This is a genomic window from Streptomyces varsoviensis (assembly GCF_000718635.1).
Taxonomy (GTDB): domain Bacteria; phylum Actinomycetota; class Actinomycetes; order Streptomycetales; family Streptomycetaceae; genus Streptomyces; species Streptomyces varsoviensis.
Window position 1 is genome coordinate 928,397 of the sequence record NZ_JOBF01000003.1, and the last position, 21,546, is coordinate 949,942.

Consider the following 21,546-nt stretch of genomic DNA (forward strand, 5'->3'; position numbering starts at 1 on the left):
ACGCATGCCTGTGTCCACACTCGTACGGGCGACCGTGCTCATGCCGTGTCCGCCTGTCCGCCGTGTTCACCCGGGAAGTGACCACCGGGGCCCCCGTCGTACGGGCCTGCCTCGTACGGGCCTCCGTCGTGCGGACCACCACCGTGTGGACCGCCACTGTGCGGGCCGCCTTCATACGGAGCGCCCTCGTGCGGAGCACCGCCATACGGAGCGCCGTCGTACTGACCGCCGTCATACGAACCGCCGCCGTACGCACCGCTGTCGTGCGGGCCGCTCTGATACGGGCCCGCGTCCTGCGGTCCGCCCTGGTGCGGGATACGGGCCTGCTGGTTCGGGTCCGCGGGGGCGGCGGGGGCGGTAGGCACCGCGGGCGCCGCGGGTTCGGTGGGCGACTCGCCCGGCCCCGCCCCCGCCGCCGCGGCCTCCTCGTGCGCCGCCGCCTCGTGGGCCGCCGCCTCCGCGCGCTCCTCGACCACCTGGCCGACCGCGTCGAGCACACCCCGGTAGCCGGAACACCGGCACAGGTTGCCGCAGATCGCCTGGCGCGTCTCCAACTCGGTCGGCGCGTGGTTGCCTTCGAGCAGGTCGTGCACGGTCATGGCCATCCCCGGCACGCAGAAACCGCACTGCACGGCCCCGCGGTCGGCGAGCGCCCGCTGTACGTCGGAGGGCCGGCCGTCCGTCGCCAGGCCCTCGACCGTACGGACGTCGCTCCCGGCCGTCGTCGCGGCGGGCACCAGGCAGGAGACGACCAGCCGGCCGTCCACCTTGACGGAGCACGCGCCGCACTCCCCCTGCGAGCAACCGTCCTTGGCCCCGGCGAGCCCGAGCCGCTCGCGCAGCACGTAGAGAAGGGACTCCCCGATCCAGGCGTCGATGACGGGCCGGTCGGTGCCGTTGACCCGCAGCATGTAGGAGGCGCGGGGGTGTTCGTCGAGGGGCTGGGGCGGCTCCTGCTGTTCGGCGCCGGACTCAGCCGATGCCGCGGCGGCCGCCGTCTCCGCTGTCGCGTCCTCGCCGGACGGACCGGCCGCTTCCGCCGCTCCCGCCGCCTTCGCAGATTCCGCCGCCTTCGCCGACTCCACCGGATTCGCCGATTCCGCCGGATTCGGGGATTCCGCCGACTCGACCGGACCGGTCAGTTCGGAGGGCCCGGACGGCCCGGACGACCCGGACGACCCGGAAGACTCAGGCGACCCGGACGGCTCCGGGGCAGCTACCGACTCGCCACCGGGTACGGACACGGGCGCGCGTACGGCCTCATCCCCCGTACCGGCCTCCGGCCCGGGCCGCGCGGCGGACTCCGCTTCCTCCGTGTGCTCGCCCGCCGACGCCGTGGACGCGGGGCCGCCGCCGGAGGCTGACTCCGCGTCGGTGTGCGCCGGTGCCGTGTGATCGTGGCGCGCCACGTCCGCACGGACCGCCGCTGCTACGAGGTCTCCACCAGCGTCGTTCCGCGGAGTGGCGTCCTCGCCCGTACCTGTACGCGCCGCCGTGCCCGGCTCCGTACCGGCCGCCGCGGCCTCCGTACCGGCCTGCTCAGAGGGCACCTCCGGGTGAACGACTCCGCTGCCTGCGACCGCACTCGGGCCGCCGTGCTCGGCCGCCGCGTGCGGCGCGTCGGACGCGCCTACATCAGACGCGCCTGCATCCGCCGCACCCGCACCGGCCGTACCCGCGGGGCCCGCCTCCGACGCCGCCTCGGCCGAGGCCGCCGCCTGGTCGCCCTCGATCTCACTCCGCGAGTCCGTGGCGTCGCGGCCGGCCGCCTCTCGACCCGCCGCCTCGCGCGCCGCCGCCTCACGCTCCGGCCCCTGCGCCTGCGCAGGGATGTCGATGCTGACTGCGCCGCTCTCCGCCGAGGCCGACTGCCCGCTCGGTTCCGGCAGTTGGTCATGCCGGCCGGGCTGACCCGGTGGCATCCACGGGCCGCCCTCGGCGGCTCGGCTGCCGTACGGGCCGTAGGGGTCGGTGAGGGCGTCCGCGCTCAGCGCGCGCGGGCCGTTGAACGGCTGGCCGCCCCCCTCGTAACCGCCGTACGCGGGCACCTGGTGACCGCCGTGCCCGACCTCACCACCGTGCTCAGGCGCAACACCCTCCCCAACCGGGGCGCCCTGCCCGTAAACCGGCTGATGCCCGTACAGACCATGGCCGCCTTGGCCACCGTGGTCACCTTGGCCGCCTTTTCCGTCTTGCCCGTCCTGGCCGCCATGGGTACCGTGCCCGCCGTACTCGACCGCCTCCGCGCCGTCGCCGCCCGCGCCCGGCACCGGCCACTGTGCCGTGGCGTGCGGGTCCTCGTGTCCGGGAACCCCCGAGGCGTTCCCCGGAGAAGCCGTGCCCTGGGGCGCGATGTGCCCCCCATAAGGCGGCGTCGTGGGAAGGGGCATCCCCAAGGAGTACTCGCCGGACTCGTCGACGGGGTCGTCACCCGCCGCCGGCACCGACCACTGCCCGCCGCCCGAGGGCACGCCGTCGTCGCCGTGCGCGCCCGGCATCGGCCATTGGGCCGTGGCGTGCGGGTCGGCGGGGCCGCCGTCGGGGTCGGGGGCGGCGGCGCTTCCGGACGGCGCGGGCGCGCCGTCGTGGCCCCACTGTCCGAACTGTCCGACGCTCCCGTCGGCCCCCGAAGAGCCCTGCGGCGCGTACGCCGCCCCCCCTTGCCCCTGCCCGTACGGCAGCGTCCACTGCCCGGCCGACCCGGGGTCGACGGAGGCGGCGGAGGTTCCGGGGGCGGCGGCCGGGTGCGGCTGCTGCCACTGCTCGCCCTGGGCGGGCGGCGCGGGCTGGTGGTACTGGGCCTGGTCGAACCGCGGCGGCGGGTAGCCGGTGCCGGGCGCGGCCAGCGGGTCCCAGCCGCCCGGCGCGCTCGCCGCGTTCGCGCGCGGGTGGGCCAGGAGCTCGGGCGGAAGCTGTACGAACGCGGTGCCCTCCGCGTCGTACTCGGGTCCCTGCGGGATCGGCTGCCAGCCGCCCTCCGTCGCTGCTTCCGTTGGTACGGGGCGCTGCTGTTCGTCACTCACGCGAGTGCCCTCCCCAGTGCTCGGCGGGCCAGAGCTGCCACGGTACGACGCAGGTGCAGGGCGGCGGGCGGCAGGGTGAGCGGTTCGGTGCCGTCCGCCGGCTGAGGCGGGTCGGGGATGCAGGCGGCGGCCGCGTACTCGCCGAAGGCGGCGCACGCCTCCGGCGCGAGGCCGCGCTCGCCGTCCCAGTCGATGAGCGAGGCCACCCAGCGCTCGGCTTCGAGCGGGCGCAGCGGCATGGGCGCGACGGCGCCGACCGCGCACCGGACCTCGCGCCGGGCGGGGTTGAGGACGACGGCGACGGACGCGGTGGCCCGGCCCGGCCCGGTACGGCCGGTGGCCTTGAGGAAGGTCTGCGGGGCGTGCAGCAGCGGCACGCGGACGTAGCCGATCAGTTCGCCGGGGCGCAGCATCTCGACGCCGGCGAGCAGGTGGCTGACCGGGATCTCCCGGCGCGCGCCGCCGGGGCCGGCGATGACCAGGGTCGCTTCGAGGGCGGCGAGCACGGGGAGGGTGTCGCCGGTGGGCGCGGAGGTGACGATGTTGCCGCCGAGGGTGCCCGCGTTGCGGATCTGCGGGGGCCCGGCGGCGCGGGCGGCGGCGGCGAGGCCGGGGATGAGGGCCGCGAAGTCGGGACGCCCTATACGGGCGTGGGTGAGGCCGGCGCCGAGCAGGGCGTGGCCGTCCTGGTACTGCCAGCCGCGGATCTCGCTGATCCGGCCGAGGCCGACGAGGGCCGCGGGGCGCAGCAGTCCGGAGTTGACGGCGGCCATGAGATCGGTGCCGCCCGCGACAGGCACGGCGGCGGGCATGGCGGCGAGTGCCGCCACGGCCTCGTCCAGCGAGCCCGGCAACGTCACCGTGTGTGCCGTCTGCGGTGCGTGCGTGGTCAACCCAGCTGCCCCTTCCCCGGTGTCCCGGCCGTTTCGCCGTACGGTACGTGCTCCCGGCCTGGACGTGGCAACTCTGGCACACCTTGTGGCCCAGCCGTCGCGAGGGTCCGTGAACGGCCGGTCCGCCCCCGCGTCAGGGGGCGGACCGGTTTATGGCGCGGTCTGCGGCGTGTCCCCCAGTACGTGCGAAATGCCATCCTTCGGGGCCCCTTGTACGACTTACGCCATTGTGTCGAGCTCCACCGTCCCAGGGGCGGGCGACGAGAGCGTGGACCTTTACGCCCGGCTCACACGATCGGGGGCGACCCCTCGATCGGACGTCCGAGCACCCGGGGGCGACGCCGCGGCGGGGGCGGGGCGGGACGGTGGAGGGCCCGCCGTGCCGTACGCACCGTGACCACGAGCCACCCTCCCCCACCCCCCTCCATCCCGGCCGCTCAGCCGCAATTCGCCGCTGACTGCCTGCCATACCCCGAAAGACCGTCAATCCTCATTCCGAAAGACCGTCAATCCTCATTCCGAAAGACCGTCAATCCTCACCCCGAAAGGCCGTCAATCCTTGACCGCCCCGCCGAGCCCCGACACCAGCCGGCGCTGCACCAGCATGAAAAAGATCAGCACCGGAATGGTCATGATGGTCGACGCCGCCATGATGCCGCCCCAGTCATTGCCCTCGTCCTTGAAGAACACTAGCAGCGCCATCGGCAGGGTGGAATTCTCGGTGGCGCTGATGATGAAGGACTTGGCGAAGAGAAAGTCGTTCCACGTCGAAATGAAGGAGAAGACGCTCGTCGCCACCAATCCCGGGAACACCAGCGGGAAGAGAATCTGCCACAGGAATCGCCCGCGGCTCGCGCCGTCGATGTACGCGGCCTCCTCCAGCGCCGGGGGCACCGCTTTCACGAATCCGCGCAGCATCCAGATCGCGAAGGGCAGCGAGAAGGCGATGTGCGGCAGCATCAGCGAGCCGAGGGTGTTGAGGCCGATGCCGGGCACGGTGTCGCCGAGGTCCCGCATGAGGAAGAACATCGGGATGGTCAGCGCCTCGACCGGCACCATCTGCGCGACCAGGAACATGATCAGCAAGGTGGTGCGGAAGCGGAACCGGAAGCGGGTCACCGCGGTGGCCGCCAGGAAGGCGATCAGCGAGGAGACGACCACCACGACGCCCGCGACCAGCAGGCTGTTGAGGAAGTAGCGGCCGAAGTCCTGCTGGTCGAAGACGCGCCGGAAGGCGTCGAGCGAGGGGTGCAGGGTCCACGGCCGGGGGTGGTCGGACTGCACCTCGCCGGCCGGCTTGAAGGCCGAGATCACCATCCAGTACAGCGGGAAGGCGACGACGGCCGCGATGACCAGGGCCGCCGCCTCGGCGGCGAGCCGCCACGGGCGCCGCACGCGGAGCAGCCCCCGCGGCCGGAGCGTGCTGGTGGTGCTCACAGTTCCTCCCCCTGCCGCCGCAGCAGCCGCAAATAGCCGAGGGTGACCGCCAGCAGGATGAGCAGCATCACCACCCCGATCGCCGACCCAAGTCCGTACTGCGAGGAGGCGAACGCCTTCTGATAGGCGTAGACGTTGAGGACGAGGTTCTGGCCGGCGATGCCGCCGCCGTCCGTCATCACATAGATCTGGGTGAATACCTTGAAGTCCCAGATGATCGACTGAATGGTGACGACGATGAGGATGGGCCGCAGTATCGGGGCCATGACGCTGCGCCAGGTGCGCCACGCGGAAGCGCCGTCGAGCGACGCGGCCTCCAATACCTCGCCGGGTATCGCCTTGATGCCCGCGTAAACGGTGACCATCACCAAGGGGAACGAGCACCAGACCACCTCGAAGAGCACGAGGGCGAAGGCGCTGAGCCGGTCGTACGTCCAGGAGTAGTCGGCGAATCCGTCGAGCCCCAGCCAGACCAGGACCTTGTCGACCGGGCCGAAGTCGGGGTCGAAGAGGAAGACCCAGACGGTCGAGCCGGTGACGGCGGGGGTGGCCCACGCGCCGAGCGCGGCGAGCATCAGCGCGATCCGGGGCACCGCGCGGACGCGCGTCAGCAGGACGGCGAGCGCGCAGCCGACGGCGAGCGTGGAGACGACGCAGGCGGCGGCGAAGGCGAGGGTGGCGACGAGGACCCGCCAGAACTGGCCGTCGGAGAACAGGTCGGTGTAGTTGCCGAGCCCCCGGAAGGAGGTCGGCTCACCGCCGCTGACCTGGGCCTGGGTGTACTGGAGGGTGGAGATGAGACCGAGTTGGTAGATCGGGTAGATCAGCAGTCCGGCGAGGACGATGAGCGCGGGGGCGAGGTACAGCCAGGGCGTACGGCCGCCGCGGGCGGCTCCGAGGCGTGGGCTCCGGCGTGCGCGGATCGGCGCGGGCGCGGTTCCGCGCTCCCCGCGCGCCGGGGCGGGCGGTGCGGTGGCGTTGGGGGACACCGACGTCATCCCGCGCTGCTGAAGGCGGCGTTCATCTTCTTGGCCGCGGCCGCCGAGGCGGCGTCCACGTCCTTACGGCCGCTCGCCACCTCCTGGAACATGGTCGGCAGGACCAGCGAGGAGTCGATCGTCGCCCACGCGGGGGTGGCGGGCACGAACTTGGCGCCCGCGGCGAGCGTCTTGACGAACGGGGCGACGTACGGGCGGCGCTTGGCGGCGTCCTCGCGCACGTCGGTGTAGGTGGGCAGGAAGCCCATGGCGTCGAAGAGCTTGTTCTGGGAGGCCTTGCCCGCCAGCGACTTCATCAAGTCGACGGCCAGCGTGCGGTGTTTGCTGCTCTTGAGGAGGCCGATGTTGTTGCCGCCGGCGAAGGCCGGGGCGATCTGGCCCGCCTTGACGCCGGGCAGCGGCACGATCCCGTACTTCCCCTTGGCCGCGCCGTCCTCCACCGCCTGGCGGTTGAAGTCGCCGCCGATGGCCATGGCCGCCTTTCCGGAGGCGAAGGCCTGAACGGTGTCGTTGCCGCCCATCTGGGCGCACTTGGCGGCCGGGCAGTTGTCGTCGCCGAAGAGGGCGGTGTAGGCGGCGATGCCGCGCTTGGCGGCGTCGCTGTCGATGGCGGCGGTGTACGCGCCCTCGCCGCCCGCGCGGTTGGCGATGTCGCCGCCGTTGGCCCAGATGAAGGGCATCGCGCCGTAGGTGTACGCGCCGCCGACGGCGAGCCCGTACAGCTCGGGGCGCTCCTTGTGGATCTTCTTCGCGGTCTCGGTCAGCTCGTCCAGGGTGGCGGGCGGCTTGAGATCGAGTTCCTTGAAGACGTCGGTGCGGTAGTAGAGGGCGCGTACGCCGACGAAGAGCGGCGCGCCGTAGACCTTGCCGCCCACGGTCACGGACTGCTTGGCGGCGGGGTCGGTGTCCTTGGCGTCGGGCCAGGCCTCGAACTCCTTGGTGAGGTCGGCGAGTCCGCCGTCCTTCACATAGCCGGCGGTGTCCGTGTTGCCGTACTCGATGAGGTCGGGAGCGCTCTTCGGGTCGTTGAAGGCGGCCTTGATCTTCTGTGCCCGGGTGTCGACGGGGATGTAGGTGATGTCGGCCTTGGCGTCCGGGTGGTCCTTCTTGAAGGCGGCGAGCGCGGCACTGACGACCTCCTCCTTCGGCTTGTTGTTGACCTCCTGGAAGAGCCAGACGCGCAGGGTGCCGCTCTTCTCGTCGGTCTTCGCGCTGTTGTCGGAGGTGGAGGGCGCGCACCCGGTGACGGCGAGGCCGGCCACCGCGAGCGCGGCCACGGGTACGGCAATTCGGGCAGAAAGCTTCACAGGGGGTCCCCTCCCGGTAGGGCGTTGCAGTATGCGCAACACCCGTTTCGCTTTGCACAATTGGGAGGAGAGTAAGGGCCGTTGCCCACCCCGGCAAGAGGTTTCGATCACCCAGCGCGCGCCCCGCGCCGCACACCCCCGAAAACGCGACAGGCCCGGCGCCCGACCCACGGCAGAATCTGCCTGGGTCGGGCGCCGGGCCCGCTGTCCGCCGCGGCCTGCGGCGACGGCCCGCTACGGCCGGCGGCCGCTACTTCTTGTCGCCGCCCTTGCCGTCCTTGCCCTTGTCCCCGCCGGTGTTCATGCCCTCGAAGATCTCCTTGCACATCGGGCAGACGGGATACTTCTTCGGGTCACGCCCGGGGACCCATACCTTGCCGCAGAGGGCGACGACCGGCGACCCGGAGAGCGCGCTCTCCATGATCTTGTCCTTCTGGACGTAATGGGCGTAGCGCTCGTGGTCGCCGTCGCCGTTCGACACCTGCGGCGTCGGCTCTACGAGGGTGCCGGTCCCTGCCCCGCGCTCGGGCTCAAGAGTGCTCATGGTTTCCAAGGGTACTCAAGGCGGGCGCGGTCAGTTGAGGCTCGGGTCGTCCGGATAGGTGGCGACCATGGCCAGCTCGTTGCGCTGGCGGCGCAGCACCGAGCGCCACAGCCGCTCGGGGTCGGGCGAGGAGACGTCACCGGGCTCGGACTCCACCACGTACCAGGCGCCCTCGACCAGCTCCTCCTCCAGTTGACCGGGCCCCCAGCCGGCGTAGCCCGCGAAGATCCGCAGCGAGCCGAGCGCCGCGGCCAGCAGCTCCGGCGGGGCCTCCAGGTCCACCAGGCCGATCGCGCCGTGCACCCGCCGCCAGCCGACCGGCCCGTCCCCGAGCACCGCGGCGCCGCCCTTCGCGCCCTCGGCCTGCGCCTCCCCCGGCACCACGGCCACGCCCAGGGCCGAGTCCAGCGAGACCGGCCCGCCCTGGAAGACGACGCCCGGCTCGCCGGCCAGCTCGGCCCAGGATTCGAGGATGTCGCCGACGCCGACCGGGGTGGGGCGGTTCAGCACGACCCCCAGCGAGCCCTCCTCGTCGTGGTCGAGGAGGAGCACCACGGCGCGGTCGAAGTTCGGGTCGGCGAGCGCCGGAGTGGCGACAAGCAGCCGTCCTGTGAGGGAGGACACCTCTGTCATGACCACATGATCCCGCATTTCCGGGCGCGGCGGGGCGCGGACGACGAGTCCGGTACGGGCGGGGGCGGCGGCGGGCGCCCGAGGGCGTACGACTGCGTACGACGGCCTACGACGAGCCCGGCCACGCCGTGGCGACGTGCGGGGCCATGGCCGGCGGCGACGGCGACGGGTCCCGGGGCGAGGCGGCGCGGCTGAGCGCGCGGGGCCGGGACGCGGACGGAGCAGGGCCTGGCGGGGCCGGTCGGCAGCGTGGGGCTGTTCATAACTGTTCGCTCGTGAGCGGCAACAGTACGTGTTGTGACAAAGCCATTACGTCCTGGAAGCCCCCTTGTGCACACTGCCGCCCACTCGGGTCGCATTACGCTTTCCTCTGGCCCCCGCCCAACTCCAGGAACGCGAGATCCATGACCGGCACTGACGATGTACTGCTCGTCCACGGCGGCACCCCGCTGGAGGGTGAGATCCGGGTCCGCGGCGCGAAGAACCTCGTGCCCAAGGCCATGGTCGCCGCGCTGCTCGGCAGCGGACCGAGCCGGCTGCGCAATGTGCCCGACATCCGGGACGTACGCGTCGTGCGCGGGCTGCTGCAACTGCACGGCGTGACCGTACGCTCCGGCGACGAGCCGGGCGAGCTGGTGCTCGACCCGTCGCACGTGGAAAGCGCGAACGTCGCCGACATCGACGCCCACGCCGGCTCCTCGCGCATCCCGATCCTCTTCTGCGGGCCCCTGCTGCACCGGCTGGGCCACGCCTTCATCCCGGGGCTCGGCGGCTGCGACATCGGCGGCCGGCCGATCGACTTCCACTTCGAGGTGCTGCGCCAGTTCGGCGCGACCATCGAGAAGCGCGCGGACGGCCAGTACCTGGAGGCCCCGCAGCGGCTTCGCGGTTGCAAGATCCGGCTGCCGTACCCGTCGGTCGGCTCGACCGAGCAGGTGCTGCTGACGGCCGTACTGGCGGAGGGCGTCACCGAGCTGTCGAACGCGGCCGTGGAACCGGAGATCGAGGACCTCATCTGCGTGCTGCAGAAGATGGGCGCGATCATCTCCATGGACACCGACCGCACGATCCGGATCACCGGCGTGGACCAGCTCGGCGGCTACAACCACCGCGCCCTGCCGGACCGCCTGGAGGCCGCCTCCTGGGCGAGCGCGGCGCTGGCCACCGAGGGCAACATCTATGTGCGCGGCGCGAGCCAGCGCGAGATGATGACGTTCCTCAACACGTACCGCAAGGTCGGCGGCGCGTTCGAGATCGACGACGACGGCATCCGGTTCTGGCACCCGGGCGGCTCGCTCGACGCCATCGCGCTGGAGACGGACGTCCACCCGAGCTTCCAGACCGACTGGCAGCAGCCCCTGGTGGTGGCCCTGACGCAGGCGTCCGGCCTGTCCATCGTGCACGAGACGGTGTACGAGTCCCGGCTCGGCTTCACCTCCGCGCTCAACCAGATGGGCGCGCACATCCAGCTCTACCGCGAGTGCCTGGGCGGCTCGGCCTGCCGGTTCGGGCAGCGCAATTTCCTGCACTCGGCGGTCGTCTCCGGCCCGACCAAGCTGCAGGGCGCGGACCTGGTCATCCCCGACCTGCGCGGCGGCTTCTCGTACCTGATCGCGGCGCTGGCGGCGCAGGGCACCTCCCGGGTGCACGGCATCGACCTGATCAACCGCGGCTACGAGAACTTCCTGCGCAAGCTGAACGACCTCGGTGCCCACGTCGAGCGGCCCGGCGGGGCGCGTCCCGAGTAGCGCGTACGGGCCGTAGAGACGCCAAAAGGGCGGCCACCCTCCCGTGGGGGTGGCCGCCCTTCTCGCTTGGGGGCTTACTTGCCCTTGGCGGCTTCCTTGAGCTTCGAGCCCGCGGAGACCTTCACGCTGTAGCCGGCCGGGATCTGGATGGGGTCGCCGGTCTGCGGGTTACGAGCGGTGCGAGCGGCACGGTGGGTGCGCTCGAAGGTCAGGAAGCCGGGGATGGTGACCTTCTCGTCGCCCTTGGCGACGACCTCACCGATGGTCTCGGCGAGTGCGGCCAGAACGGCGTCGGCGTCCTTGCGGGTCACCTCGGCGCGCTCGGACAGAGCGGCCACCAGCTCACTGCGGTTCATTTTGTACTCCCGTGTTCTTCTTGCCAATGAGGCGTGAGATCGAAGCCGATGCTGCCAGGGCCCTCGGACAGTCCCCGGACCCGGGTCTGCTGCCAGACCCTCGCGCCCGAATACGCATCCTGCCCCCACCTGTGGCGGGAAAGCCAATCCGGCACCCAGGAGAGTCACACGGAAAGCGCCACTGCCTCAAAGTCGTGACGCTCCGTCTGCTCCCGGCAGCGCACCGCAGGGCTCGCGTCAGGGCTTTGACCGTATTTCTGCGGCCAATTTCTGCCCGCCACCCTATGGGGGTGTCGCGGGCGGCGCGCCATTCGACGCGCCGGGGTCAGGCTGTCGTGGTACCCGTCACAGTGACACCGGCCGCTTTGGCGGCATTGCGGACCGCCCCGGCGACATCTCCGGCGACCCGGTCGTTGAATACCGAGGGGATGATGTAGTTCCTGTTCAGTTCCTGTTCCCCGACCACATCGGCGAGCGCGCCGGCGGCGGCCAGCATCATCTCGGTGTTCACCGTGTGCGACTGGGCGTCCAGGAGACCGCGGAAGACGCCCGGGAAGACCAGCACGTTGTTGATCTGGTTCGGGAAGTCGGAGCGGCCGGTGGCGACCACGGCGGCGGTCCGGCGGGCGACGGCGGGATCGACCTCGGGGTCCGGGTTGGCCAGCGCGAAGACGATCGCGTCGTCCGCCATGGCGGCCACGTCGTCCCCGTCGAGGACGTTGGGGGCGGAGACGCCGATGAACACGTCCGAGCCGACCACGGCCTGCTTGAGGGTGCCCGTGATGCCCTCGGGGTTGGTGTTGTCGGCGATCCAGCGCAGCGCGGAGTCCGGGTCGGCGTCCACGAGATCGGTGCGGCCCGCGTGCACGACGCCGTGGATGTCGGCGACGACGGCCTGCTTGACGCCGGCGGCGAGCAGCAGCTTGAGGATGGCGGTGCCGGCCGCGCCCGCGCCGGACATCACCACGCGCACGTCGCCGATGGACTTGCCGACCACCCGCAGCGCGTTGGTGAGGGCGGCGACCACGACGATGGCGGTGCCGTGCTGGTCGTCGTGGAAGACGGGGATGTCGAGGGCCTCGCGCAGCCGGGCCTCGATCTCGAAGCAGCGCGGCGCGGAGATGTCCTCCAGGTTGATGCCCGCGAAGCCCGGGGCGATGGCCTTGACGATCTCGACGATCGCGTCGGTGTCCTGGGTGTCCAGGCACAGCGGCCAGGCGTCGATGCCCGCGAAGGTCTTGAAGAGGGCCGCCTTGCCCTCCATGACCGGCAGCGCGGCCTTGGGGCCGATGTTGCCGAGGCCGAGCACCGCGGAGCCGTCGGTGACCACGGCGATGCTGTTGCGCTTGATGGTCAGGCGGCGGGCGTCCTCGGGGTTGTCCGCGATCGCCTTGCAGACGCGGGCGACGCCGGGCGTGTAGACCATCGAGAGGTCGTCGCGGTTGCGGATGGGGTGCTTCGACGACATCTCGATCTTGCCGCCGAGGTGCATCAGGAACGTACGGTCGGAGACCTTGCCGAGCGATACGCCCTCGATGCCGCGGAGCTTCTCGACGATCTCGTCCGCGTGCGCGGTGGAGGTCGCGGCGATGGTGACGTCGATACGGAGCTTTTCGTGGCCGGAGGCGGTCACATCGAGGCCGATCACGGAACCACCGGAGGACTCCACGGCGGTGGTGAGCTGACTGACGGCCGTCCCGCTCGCGGGGACCTCCAGCCGGACCGTCATCGAATACGAGACGCTAGGCGCCGTTGCCATGGCCGACTTCCTCTGCTTTCCCTTATGTCACTTGGTACGTCACCGGGGCTCGGGGCCGGGGCGCGCTGTCCGATCGTCCCACCTACCGACTGGTATACGGTAACCAGCCTCGGATTGCGGAACCAGACTTTCACGATGCGAGATCACCGGGAACCCATGGGCTCCTGACCGACCCCGGTATCGCTTCGTCGTACAACGATCCTCCTCCCACCCCATGAACGCAGCACGGGCACCCCCCGAAGAGGAAGAGAACGCAGAACGGGCGCCCCTCCCGAAGTGGAAGAGACGCCCGTTCCCGACGCTCAGTGACACCGACCCGCCATGCTCGCCTCGCGGCAAGTGGTCGCTCGTAGCGACGATGGTTGGGCCCGGGGGCTTGGATCGGGCCGGTGCCACACCCAGGCTAACAAACAGTCCCGGAAAGTGATTCCTGTAGCGGAAGTTGATTTCGGCCCGCGTGGGAGGCCCGGTCCGCGCACCGGCCCTCCGCCCATCGCGGAGGAGGTCCGGCACACCCCGCCGTCAGTCGCGCAGGAGGTCCGGCACGCCCGCCGCGTCCGGCTCGTCCCGCTCCCCCGCCAGCACCGTCAGCCGCTGCGTGGCCCGGGTCAGCGCCACGTACAGCACCCGCAGCCCGGCCGGGGACTCGTCCGCGATCTCGGCGGGCGAGACCACGACCGTCGCGTCGTACTCCAGCCCCTTCGCCTCCAGGCTGCCCAGCGGCACCACCCGGTCGCCGAGCCCCGCCAGCCAGCCCCGCGCCTGCTCGCGGCGGTCCATCGCCACGACCACGCCCACCGTGCCGTCCACCTCGTCCAGCAGCCGCCGCGCCTCCTCGCGCACGGCCTCGCCCAGGTCGCCCTCCGCCACCGCGAACCGCGGCTCCACGCCCGTGGAACGGACCGCCGACGGGGACTCCATGCCGGGCATCGCCAGCGCCAGGACGCGCGCCGCCAGCTCCGCGATCTCCGCCGGGTTGCGGTAGTTGACGGTCAGCCGGAAGCGGCGGCGCGGCCGGCTGCCGAGCGCCTCGTCCCGCGCGGCGGCGGCCTCGTCCGGGTCGGACCAGGAGGACTGCGCGGCGTCGCCGACGATCGTCCAGGTGGCGTGCCGGCCGCGGCGGCCGACCATCCGCCACTGCATGGGCGTGAGGTCCTGCGCCTCGTCGACGATGACGTGCGCGTAGTCCGTACGCTCCTCGGCCAGCCGCTCCGCGCGCTCGCGGCGCGACTCGGCCCGCTCGGGCATCAGCTCCTCCAGGCCGGTGAGCTGGTCCAGCGGGTCCAGTTCGCGCGGCCGTCTGGGCCGGGCCGGGGCGCCGAGCACGGTGTGCAGCTCGTCCAGGAGCGCCACGTCGTGCACGGACAGCGGGCCCTGCCCGGCGCCGTCCAGCCGCCGCAGCGAGCGGGCCAGGGCGCGGACCTCGCGCGGGTTGAGCACCCGCCGGGCGAAGCGGCCGAGCTGCCGCTCGTCGGCCATCGCCGCCAGCACCTGACGCGGAGTCAGCTCCGGCCACCAGGCGGCGAGGAAACCGGTGAAGTCGTCCTCGGAGCCGATGTCCTCGTCGAACGCCTCGCGCGCCTCCGCCGCCAGCTCCGGGTCCGAGTAGCGGCGCGGGCCGCCGGTCTTCGCCCACAGCGCGTCGAGCAGCAGCCGGCGGGCGCGCGGCCGCATCAGGTTCAGCGGCGCGGTGCCGCCGAGGACGCTCGCGCGGATGCGCCGCAGCTCGTCCGCGTCCAGCTCTACGCGCGCGCCGAACGCGACCACCCGCAGCCGCTCGGGCGGCCCGGCGGCTACGGCCCCGCCGGCGCCGTCCGGCTCCAGGTCCGCGAGCGACAACTGCCCGTCCGAGGCGGCGGCGTCGAAAGCGGCGGAGCCGGCGGCGGACCCGGCCCGCGGCAGGTCCAGCGCCCCCCGCGCCGCCTTGCGCAGCACCTTGAGCATCCGGGAGGAGCCCTTGATACGGGCGACCGCCGGAGTGTCGTACGTACTGGCCTCGGCTCCGGCGGTGCCCTCGCTGAGTGAACCCACCGCCCGGATCGCGACCTGCCCCTCCTCACCGAGCGAGGGCAGCACGCCCTCGGTATAGGCGACCAGGAGCGGGGTCGGGGAGACGACGAGGATGCCGCCCGCGTACCGCCGCCGGTCCTGGTAGAGGAGGTAGGCGGCGCGGTGCAGGGCCACGGCGGTCTTGCCGGTGCCCGGCCCGCCCTCGACCTCGGTGACGGAGGCCGCGGGCGCGCGGATGACCATGTCCTGCTCGGCCTGGATGGACGCGACGATGTCGCGCATGGTGTGGCCGCGGGCCTGCCCGAGCGCCGCCATCAGCGCCCCGTCGCCGACCACCGGCAGCTCGGCCCCGTGCAGCGTCGTGGTCAGCTCGGGGCGGAGCAGATCGTCCTCGACGCCGAGGACCCGGCGCCCCTTGGAGCGGATGACGCGGCGCCGTACGACCCGGCCGGGCGCGACCGGCGTCGAGCGGTAGAAGGGCGCGGCGGCGGGCGCGCGCCAGTCGATGACGAGCGGGGCGTAGTCCGCGTCGAGCACGCCGATCCGGCCGATGTGCAGCGTCTCGGCGATCTCCGCCCGGTTGTCGCGCACGGCGTCGGCGGCGGGCTCCACGGAGGTGTACGCCCCGTCGGGGCCCTTCTTGCCGTCCTCGCCGAGGAGCAGGTCGATGCGGCCGAAGAGGAAGTCCTCGAACTCGCTGTTGAGCCGATTGAGGTGGACCCCGGCGCGGAACACCTGCGCGTCCCGCTCGGCGAGCGCGCCGGGCGTGCCGACCTGGCCGCGCTTGGCGGCGTCGTCCATCAGGAACTCGGCCTCGTGGATCTTCTCCTCAAGGCGTCGGTACACCCGGTCCAGATGCTGTTGCTCGACACCGATCTCGCGGTCCCGGACTCCGTCCCGCTCCGTCGCTGTCTGCGCGTGCGCGGCGTTCTGCGCGGCCACCCAAGCCCCCTTCTGCTGTGCCTAGGGCAGCCGTCGAGCGTACGCGAACAGGGGTGGTGAGCGCACCTGTCAGGACATGGGCGGTTTCTCCGGACGAATTCTCCGGCCGGGCTCCCGGGGATCAGACCGGGACGGAGGCGAGACGTTTCCCGTCGAGCGTACGGACGTCGAAGCGGGCGATGTCGTCGCGGTCCATGGCGGCGCCGCCGTGCGTGTAGAGCGGCTCCTTGTTCCACTTGGCCGATCCCCCGGGCACCCCGTAGCCCCCTTCCGGCACGGACCACGTGGTGACGGTCTCCTCCTCGCCGTCCTTGCCGACGGCGATCAGATCGCACTTGAGCGGCCCCTTGACGTTGCCCAGCTTGAGGGCGACATGGGTGCCCCAGGGCCGGGACTGGAGGGAGACGCTGGCCTCGGCCTTGGTGGCCGGGTCGACGGCGGAGTACTTCTGCCCGTCGTCGTACATCTGCTGGGCCATGCCGGCCGTGGAGTGGCCGCCGGTGTCCTGCTGGCTGAGGGCCAGGCCGACCAGCGGCCCGGAGACGATCAGGGCGGCGGCCGCGGCGACCAGCCACATCCTGCGGGCGCGGCTGGTGCGGCGGGCGGCGGTGACCTCGCCGAGCAGCCGGTCGAGTACCTGCGGCCCGGGCCGTACGGAGAGCATCCCGGGGTCGGGCGTGGCCTCCTTGAGGTCGGCGAGGAGCGGCGCGAGCCCCATGAGGTCTTCGAGCCCCGCCGCGCACTCGGGGCAGTCGGCCAGGTGCTCCTCGAAGCGGGCGGCGTCCGCCTCGTCGAGCACGCCCAGCGCGTAGGCGGCCACATCGGTGTGGTGCGCCGGCCCGGTCATGCCGTCACCCCCCGTTCCTCCAGCGAGAGCTTCATCGAGCGCAGCGCGTAGAAGACGCGGGATCTGATCGTCCCGGCCGGCACGCCCAGCTCCAGCGCGGCCTCGTTCACCGTGCGCCCCTTGAAGTAGGTCTCGATCAGCGCCTCCCGGTGGGCGTCCGTGAGGTCGCCCAGCGCGTCGGAGATGGTCATCAGCCGCAGCGCCCGGTCGATCTCGTCGGCGGCCGGGACCAGTTCCAGCGGGGCGGGGTCCACCTCCTGCGGGCGGGCCTGCCGGCTGCGGTGGCCGTCGATGACGATGCGCCGTGCCACGGTGACCAGCCAGGGCCGCGCGGAGCCCGTGGCGCGCCGCAGTTGGTCGGCGTTGCGCCAGGCCCGCAGCAGCGTCTCCTGGACGACGTCCTCCGCGCGCTGCCGGTCCCCCGCCACCAGGCGGATGACGAAGGCGAGGAGCGGCCCGGCGTGCTCTTCGTAGAGCGCCCGCATGAGCTCCTCGTCGGGAGACGTCCTGTCGGCCACGACGGCATCCTTGCGCACGCCTTCCCCCGGGTCGATAGCGCGAGTAGAAGTTCCTGGACTCCGTTCGGACTCGCGCCGGGCTCCCTTCGGGGCCCGTTCGGAACCCGTGCGGAATCCGTTCGGTGGCCTTGAATACGGGCGCGGCGGCCCGTCGTCTCAGCGCCGGGCGGAAAATCATGGAAGGCGTTCCGCATACGTACGGGAACACGGCCGCGTTCAGCCGAACTCCTGTGACACAGCCCTCAATTGACGGCTGAACGCGGTGGCGGCCGTGGCCCGTAAGACAGTCCGAACGGCTCGATCGTTCGACAACCCGATCCGAACGGCTCGATCGTTGGACAACCCGAAAGGTCCTCGTCGAGGACAGCCCGAGCGGCCCGATCGTTCAACATTCCGAACGGCCCTCCCGGACGACAGTCCGAGCGGCACGGCGGATCGCCCGCAGGGCAGCCGAGCAGTCCGCCCGCACGACTACCCGAGCGGCCCGCCCGTACGACAGTCCGAGCGGCCCGGCGGCCCAGAGCCGGCCCTTCGGGGCCCTCCCCCCGCGCAGCCCCCGGCCCCCCGACCGGGGGCTGCGCGCACACGCCCGAGACCCCCGCGTCGCCCGTGGCTCCGAGCCGCGCCGGAGGCCCCGGCGGATCGTTCAGGAAGCCTGCGACTCCACCGCCCGCCGCCGGTGCCGGGCCACCCGCTCGCGGTTGCCGCAGACCTCGCTGGAGCACCAGCGGCGGCGCCGCCCGCGCGAGGTGTCGAGGTAGACCAGCGAACAGGTCTCCCCCTCGCACTGCCGGAGCTGCCCGCGCGCCACCGGGTCGGTGAGCAGGTCCACCGCGTCCCGCGCTATCCGGCCGAGCAGCGCCCCGCAGTCCGGCGCGCCGACGCCCGTACGGACCAGAGTGCCGTCGGGCGCCCGTACGGCCCGTACGACCGGGGGCGCGGTGGAGGCGAGGCCGTTGAGCCGTTCCAGGTCCGGGTCGGCGGCGGCGCCGGCGATCTCGGCGTGCACGACGCGGTGCAGGAGGGCTCTGGCGGCGTGGAAGCGCCCCAGCCAGCCGCCGTCCACCGCGTCCAGGCCCGTGCCGCCGGGCACCAGACCGGCCCCGGCGAGCCACGCGCGCAACCGTTCAGGGGTGTCGAGCCGTTCGACCGGCTCCTCGCTGAGCCGCCCGCCGACCGTGGCCACGAGGTCCAGGCACAGTCGCCCGGCGTCGAAGCGCAGGTCATAGGTAGCCGTAGCCGCCACCATGTTCCTGTCACCCTTTCGGTGTGGGGGGATGCACCACCCCAGAGTGCCCCGCCGCGCCCGCGCCCGGAACCCCCGCCCGTACGGCGGACCACCAGCGACGACTGTCCGGCGCCCCGTCGGGCCGCGCCTCCCCGGTCGGTCGCCACGCCCCTGATCGGGCCCGGTGCGCCCGGACCGGCGCCGCGGCGGTCGAACCGAACCGCCGGCCGCCGTCGCTCAACTAGCGTGCCCGGCGCGGGAGTTCGTCGGCCACGAGCTGTACGAGCGGGCCCAGCCGGAAGCGCTCGGGGTGGACGGCGGGCACCTGGCGGTCGGCCAGCGGCCGCGCGGTGACCGGCCCCACGCACGCCGCCAGCACCTCGCCGCGGAGCGCGGCCGACAGTTCCGCGCCGACGCCGCGGCGCTCGGCGCGGTCGAACAGCCCCGCCACGGCGGGCGCGCTGGTGAAGGTGACGGCGTGCACGGTACGGGCGACCAGCGCGTCCAGCAGCCGGTCCACGGGCCCGGTGTCGACGGGCGGCAGCCAGCGGTACACCGGCACCTCGACCACCTCCGCGCCCGCCGCCCGCAGCGCCCCGGTGAAGTCGGGCAGGGGCGCGCCGTGCAGTTGGACGGCCACCCGCCGCCCCGCGACCCCGTCCGCCAGCAGCCGTTCGAGAACGCCCTCCGTCGACTCGGACGCGGGCGAGAAGTCCTCCCGCAGCCCGGCGCCGCGGATCGCGCCGCACACCTTCGGCCCGCGCGCCAGCAGTTCGGCCCCGGCCAGCCGGGCCGTCAGCGCCTCGGCCAGCCCCCACCCCTCGGCCGCCTCCAGCCAGCCGCGGAACCCGATGGCGGTGGTGGCGACGACGGCATCGACGCCGACATCGACCAACTCCCGCGTAGCGCGGCGCAGTTCGGCATCATCGGCGAGCGGAACGGTACGCATCGTGGGCGCGTGCACGACCTCGGCCCCGCGCCGCCGCAACAGCGCGATCTGCTCCTCGGCGCGCCGCGCGGCGGTCACCGCGACCGTGAACCCGTCGAGCGGCGCCCCTTCCCGCCCGCCGGGCCGCCGCCGCTCGCCGTCGTCCATGGGTCCACTCCTCAGTCCGGTGTTCGGGCTCAGTCCGGTGTTCGGGGCGCTTCCGCGGTGCCTATGGGCGCGCCGGTCGCGGCGTCACCGCCCCTGAGGGTGATGCTGCCCGCCGCTGCCGGCGTCGAGGTCGAAGTCGCCCACGTACCACCTGCCGTTGATCTTGTCGGCCTCCACCTTGGCGGAGAAGGTCTTCGGGTCCACGCCCGTCGAGAGGGACAGCATGATCTCCCGCAGCGGCTTCCCATTGACCATGATCTTGCCCGACGGCACCATCACCTTGTCGCCCTTGGGGTGCGACACCTGGACCGAGACCACCGGGTTGCCGGTCGCGTTCGGCGGGGTGAACGACTTGCTCATGGCGTTCAGGCCGGCGGCCAGCGCCTTCGTCGTCGCCGGGTCGTCGCACTTCTGCCGGGTGCCGGGCTGCCCCGGCCCCGAGCCCTCGCCCGGCATCACGGAGACCAGGCACGCCTTCTTCACGTCCTTCTGGATGACCGCGCCGACCCACGCGGCGACCGCGCCGGAGGGGGTGGACCGACCGGCGGCCCCGGGACCGTCATATCCCGAGCCGGTGGTCCCCGAGCCGGTACCGCCGCCCGTCGACCCGCCGGGGTGGTGCGACTGCCCGGCCGGAGGGGCCGAGGGGCCGCCGCTCTGCGAGGCGGACGCGGATGCCGACGCGGAGGCGGACTTCGCGGAGGAGTCCGAGGCGTTCGAGCACGCCGCCAGGAGCGGCGCCGCCGCCAGCAGCGCGATCGCGGTCGCCCCGCCCACGGCTCTCTTGCCCCTGTTGCCGGATTCCGTTCGTGCCATGACTTTCCGCTCCTTAACCGCTGTGGGGGGATGCCCGCCGGGCCCCGTGCCGTCGGGTGGCTACGACGCAACCGAAACCCGAACGGTTGCACGAAGCACGCGAACACCGGATGGATCGTAGGCGTACCTGCGGACGTTCCACGCAAAACTCACTTCCCCTACGGACCCGCGGGCCCCGTACGACCGGCCTGCCGGTCCCGTACAACCGGTCGCCCGGTCACGCCCAGCCGACCTGCCGGGTCCGATACAGCCGGTCCACCGGCCCCCGCGGCCGGTCCGGGCGGACAATTCCTTGGACAGCGCGTCGGCCGCCGTGCAGGATCGGCGCCATGACCGACGCACGACCCTCCAACGGCACCGCCGACACCGCTGCCACCACCGGAAGCACCAGCGGGACCGGCGAGGCCCCCCTCAGCTCCCGCGCCCAACTCGCCGTGCGCCTCGCGACCACCGCGGGGCGGCGGCTCGGGCTGCGGGCGGACGAGCCGCGCGTCCTGCACGACGTGTTCAACGTGCTGGTGCACCTCGCGCCCGACCCCGTCGTGGTGCGCGTACCGACGCTGGCGCTGGCCTCCGTCACCGAGCAGGCGGCCAAGCAGCGCCACGAACTCGCCGTGGCGGGCTGGCTCGCCGACCGCGGGGCGCCCGTGGTGCGGCCCAGCCCCCTGGTGCCCCGGGAGCCGGTGGAGATCGAGGGGAAGTCGCTGACGTTCTGGGAGTTCGTCAGCGAGGTGGACACCCTGGGCGAGCCGAGCGAGGCCGACCCCGGGCGGCTGGAGGAGCACTTCGCCGAACAGACCGGCTGGACGGCCGAGCTGCACGCCCTGCTGGCCGAGTACCCTGGCGAGCTTCCGGTGCTGTCCCCGCTGGTGCCCGCGCTCGCCGAGCCGCTGGCCCAGTTGCGCGAACGGCCCCAGACGCTGACCCCGGCGGACCTGGGCCGGGCCGAGCGCGAGTACCAGGTGCTGGAGACGGTCGTACGCGACCTGCCGGCCCATTTTCCTGGCGCACGGCTGCGGACGTTGCACGGTGACGCGCCGTTCTACAACGTATTGCGCACCGCCGAGGGCTATTTGTTCAACGATTTCGAGGACGTCACGCGGGGCCCCGCCGAGTGGGACCTGACGCTGGTCGGCCCGCGGGGCATCGCGGAGTACGAGCGGGTGAGCGGCGCGCGCGTCGACCCCGCCCTGCTCACGTTCATGGAGGGGGCGCGGCTGCTCCAGATCGTGGGCGCGCTGGCGATCGTTCCACAATTGCCGGAACTGGGACCGATGCTGGAGCCGTCGATCGCGCAGTGGCGGGCGCGCGCCGAACTGACGCTGCCGGGCGCGGAGTAGCCCCGGGCGGGGCGCGGGGGCGGGGGTTGACTTGAACCGCGGTTCAAGTTT

16 protein-coding genes and 1 pseudogene are annotated in these 21,546 nt (G+C 72.8%); 2 read left to right on the forward strand and 15 right to left on the reverse strand.

Translation table 11 applies throughout. The annotated features are described in order from the left end of the window. Positions 1-38: 38 nt before the first annotated feature. The 7 genes from IF55_RS41170 to IF55_RS08555 form a co-directional block, all read right to left on the reverse strand. On the reverse strand, positions 39-3,023 hold the full coding sequence (locus IF55_RS41170) for a 2Fe-2S iron-sulfur cluster-binding protein (protein WP_051776036.1): 2,985 nt from the start codon (positions 3,021-3,023) through the stop codon (positions 39-41). Continuing rightward, positions 3,020-3,916, reverse strand: coding sequence for an FAD binding domain-containing protein (locus tag IF55_RS08530; RefSeq protein ID WP_030875064.1), 897 nt, complete (start codon positions 3,914-3,916; stop codon positions 3,020-3,022). The genes IF55_RS41170 and IF55_RS08530 overlap by 4 nt, the downstream gene beginning before the upstream one ends. A 552-nt stretch (positions 3,917-4,468) precedes the next feature. After that, positions 4,469-5,353, reverse strand: coding sequence for a carbohydrate ABC transporter permease (locus tag IF55_RS08535; RefSeq protein ID WP_048831716.1), 885 nt, complete (start codon positions 5,351-5,353; stop codon positions 4,469-4,471). Then, positions 5,350-6,351, reverse strand: a complete 1,002-nt coding sequence (locus IF55_RS08540) for a carbohydrate ABC transporter permease (protein WP_030875057.1) — start codon at positions 6,349-6,351, stop codon at positions 5,350-5,352. The genes IF55_RS08535 and IF55_RS08540 overlap by 4 nt, the downstream gene beginning before the upstream one ends. Then, positions 6,348-7,658, reverse strand: coding sequence for an extracellular solute-binding protein (locus IF55_RS08545; protein ID WP_030875054.1), 1,311 nt, complete (start codon positions 7,656-7,658; stop codon positions 6,348-6,350). The genes IF55_RS08540 and IF55_RS08545 overlap by 4 nt, the downstream gene beginning before the upstream one ends. A 250-nt stretch (positions 7,659-7,908) precedes the next feature. Further along, entirely contained in the window at positions 7,909-8,202 is a 294-nt protein-coding gene (locus IF55_RS08550) for a DUF3039 domain-containing protein (protein WP_078643842.1), read from the reverse strand. A gap of 30 nt (positions 8,203-8,232) precedes the next feature. After that, on the reverse strand, positions 8,233-8,835 hold the full coding sequence (locus IF55_RS08555; RefSeq protein WP_030875046.1) for a YqgE/AlgH family protein: 603 nt from the start codon (positions 8,833-8,835) through the stop codon (positions 8,233-8,235). 404 nt (positions 8,836-9,239) lie between these two features. On the opposite strand from IF55_RS08555, the gene murA reads away from it, so the two are divergent. Continuing rightward, a complete protein-coding gene (murA, locus tag IF55_RS08560; RefSeq protein WP_030875043.1) occupies positions 9,240-10,583 on the forward strand; it encodes a UDP-N-acetylglucosamine 1-carboxyvinyltransferase in 1,344 nt (447 codons plus the stop codon). A gap of 74 nt (positions 10,584-10,657) precedes the next feature. Here the strand turns inward: murA and IF55_RS08565 are convergent, their stop codons facing one another. The 8 genes and pseudogenes from IF55_RS08565 to IF55_RS08600 form a co-directional block, all read right to left on the reverse strand. Beyond that, complete coding sequence (locus IF55_RS08565) at positions 10,658-10,939, reverse strand: HU family DNA-binding protein (RefSeq protein WP_030875040.1); 282 nt, start codon at positions 10,937-10,939, stop codon at positions 10,658-10,660. A 325-nt stretch (positions 10,940-11,264) separates the two neighbouring features. Beyond that, positions 11,265-12,698, reverse strand: a complete 1,434-nt coding sequence (locus IF55_RS08570) for an NAD-dependent malic enzyme (protein WP_030875038.1) — start codon at positions 12,696-12,698, stop codon at positions 11,265-11,267. Between the two features lie 522 nt (positions 12,699-13,220). After that, the gene (locus IF55_RS08575) at positions 13,221-15,650 is read right to left on the reverse strand and encodes a HelD family protein (RefSeq protein ID WP_030875035.1); all 2,430 of its coding nucleotides are present in this window, start codon (positions 15,648-15,650) and stop codon (positions 13,221-13,223) included. Between the two features lie 121 nt (positions 15,651-15,771). Beyond that, a complete protein-coding gene (locus IF55_RS08580; RefSeq protein WP_030875033.1) occupies positions 15,772-16,497 on the reverse strand; it encodes a zf-HC2 domain-containing protein in 726 nt (241 codons plus the stop codon). Then, entirely contained in the window at positions 16,494-17,033 is a 540-nt protein-coding gene (locus tag IF55_RS08585; RefSeq protein ID WP_030875030.1) for a sigma-70 family RNA polymerase sigma factor, read from the reverse strand. The genes IF55_RS08580 and IF55_RS08585 overlap by 4 nt, the downstream gene beginning before the upstream one ends. A gap of 628 nt (positions 17,034-17,661) precedes the next feature. Next, positions 17,662-18,264 carry a CGNR zinc finger domain-containing protein gene (locus IF55_RS08590; protein ID WP_030875027.1) on the reverse strand — a complete coding sequence of 201 codons (603 nt, stop codon included), beginning with the start codon at positions 18,262-18,264 and terminating at the stop codon, positions 17,662-17,664. A 223-nt stretch (positions 18,265-18,487) separates the two neighbouring features. Beyond that, positions 18,488-19,339, reverse strand: a pseudogene (locus IF55_RS08595) (uroporphyrinogen-III synthase); the annotation flags it as partial. A gap of 84 nt (positions 19,340-19,423) precedes the next feature. Beyond that, the gene (locus tag IF55_RS08600; protein ID WP_157854248.1) at positions 19,424-20,155 is read right to left on the reverse strand and encodes a hypothetical protein; all 732 of its coding nucleotides are present in this window, start codon (positions 20,153-20,155) and stop codon (positions 19,424-19,426) included. Between the two features lie 329 nt (positions 20,156-20,484). On the opposite strand from IF55_RS08600, the gene IF55_RS08605 reads away from it, so the two are divergent. After that, complete coding sequence (locus IF55_RS08605) at positions 20,485-21,495, forward strand: aminoglycoside phosphotransferase family protein (RefSeq protein ID WP_078643845.1); 1,011 nt, start codon at positions 20,485-20,487, stop codon at positions 21,493-21,495. Positions 21,496-21,546: the final 51 nt, after the last annotated feature.